Annotated in this window: 2 pseudogenes; one reads left to right on the top strand and one right to left on the bottom strand. The window is 56.9% G+C overall.

Going from position 1 to position 1239, the window contains the following annotated elements:
• Nucleotides 1-611 precede the first annotated feature (611 nt).
• Nucleotides 612-1115: pseudogene (locus SxD43FB_RS23610) on the top strand (IS21 family transposase); the annotation flags it as partial.
• Here SxD43FB_RS23610 and SxD43FB_RS26250 read toward each other — a convergent pair.
• A pseudogene (locus SxD43FB_RS26250) lies at nt 1114-1239 on the bottom strand (integrase); the annotation flags it as partial. The pseudogenes SxD43FB_RS23610 and SxD43FB_RS26250 sit on opposite strands and share 2 nt — an antisense overlap.

Raw genomic sequence — 1239 nt, forward strand, 5'->3', positions numbered from 1 at the left:
CCAACCAGGATTGGAGCCGTCCCCGCAGGACCTGCAGGTTGGCGATACGCCCAACCAGTCGTTCTTTCGCGTTCATTACCTGTCTCTCCCGCATCGTCCTTTTGACCCGACGTCGCTTCTGCGATCACTTGGCCCCGGCGCCATTGCAAATGCCGGTCGCTGAACAGTTACCAGTTCGCCAATCACCTGTCGGCGAATCAACCAGCCAATGCCAAGCCGCTATCCTACCGCTAAAAATTATTCAGTGCAACGTATTGCACCCAGCGAAACATTCGCCTAGATGCAGTAATGGCTCGGTGTTTCAAGCGGATCCAAGTTGCGTGGCTGTCCCTCAGAATGATGGTGTTGGAGACGGGGTGCGACTGCAATAGAGGTCTCTTTTCCGCTCGAATTATGTGAGACGCTGGCGTTCGGCGGACGCACGTTGGTTGAGACGCAAATCACATTCGGTGCGACGGACGCGAGATATTCGCGGAAGGGCGCGGGATCGCGGACACGGTGTGTTGAGTTGCACCGAGAAGTGACCCGGGAGGGTTATAAGTTTTCACTGAGAATTGACCCATGTTTTCCTCGCCCCTGGCTGACAGTCAGGAGGCATCGGAGTGATCGACATGGACCTACTCAGTGTGATCCGCCGCTGGCATTTTCGGCAAGGCATCCCCATTCGCGAGATCCGGCGGCGGACTGGATTATCGCGCAACACGATCCGCAAATATCTGCGCGATGACGCGGTGGAGCCGACGTTCAAGGTTCCCAAACGGCCGAGCAAGCTTGATCAGTTTGCAGAAAAATTGACGACGTGGCTGCGGGTGGAATCCGGCAAGTCGCGCAAGCAGAAGCGAACAGCCAAGCAGCTACATGCAGATCTGGTTATGCTGGGCTACGAGGGATCCTACGGCCGTGTTGCCGCCTTTGCTCGAGCGTGGAAGACCGAACGCCAATATGAAAAGCAAACCAGTGGGCGCGGCACATTCGTACCGCTGATCTTCCAGCCCGGTGAGGCCTTTCAGTTCGATTGGAGTGAAGATTACGCCCTTCTTAATGGCCGACCTATCAAGCTGCAGGTGGCCCATACCAAGCTTTCCCACAGTCGGGCGTTCATCACGCGAGCCTACCCTCAACGGTCGAACGGTCTGGCTGAGCGAGGATCGCTGTTACTTCTGCCGGATCCAGATAGCTCGGTTCCGACGCCGGAGCGCGCTTGATCGGGATGTGGAGGATTTCGACGCATTGCGCGAT

The organism is Sphingobium sp. D43FB (assembly GCF_002312805.1).
Lineage (GTDB): Bacteria > Pseudomonadota > Alphaproteobacteria > Sphingomonadales > Sphingomonadaceae > Sphingobium.